The 302-nt window shown below is 73.2% G+C and carries 1 protein-coding gene; it reads left to right on the top strand.

The annotated features are described in order from the left end of the window. Positions 1-302, top strand: a 302-nt coding sequence (locus NLU14_RS21435) for an alpha/beta fold hydrolase (RefSeq protein ID WP_275710444.1), incomplete at both ends; no start/stop codon positions are given.

The following is a 302-nucleotide window of genomic DNA, read 5'->3' as shown; positions in this document are numbered from 1 at the left end:
GGTGATCGACGCCGGCATGGGGACGGCACCCGCCGAGGATCCGGGCTGGCGGGGCATAGCGGACCAGGTGGCGCCGGTTGCCCGGGTCTGCCTCTATGATCGTGCCGGTCTCGGCGGGAGCGATCCGGCACCGGCCGGGGCGCGCTCCAGCCGGGATGCCGCCCGCGACTTGCATGCGGCCCTGTCGGCCGCGGGCGAGAAGGGGCCGTATCTCCTCGTCGGCCATTCGATCGGCGGGCTCCATTCCCAGGTGTTCGCGGCGCAATATCCGGCCGACACGGCGGGGCTGGTGCTGGTGTCGA

The sequence above is a fragment of the Marinobacter iranensis genome, assembly GCF_029207565.1.
Classification (GTDB): Bacteria; Pseudomonadota; Gammaproteobacteria; order Pseudomonadales; family Oleiphilaceae; genus Marinobacter; species Marinobacter iranensis.
The sequence above is the reverse complement of the archived record's forward strand: the minus strand, read 5'-3'. Positions and strand labels throughout refer to the sequence as shown.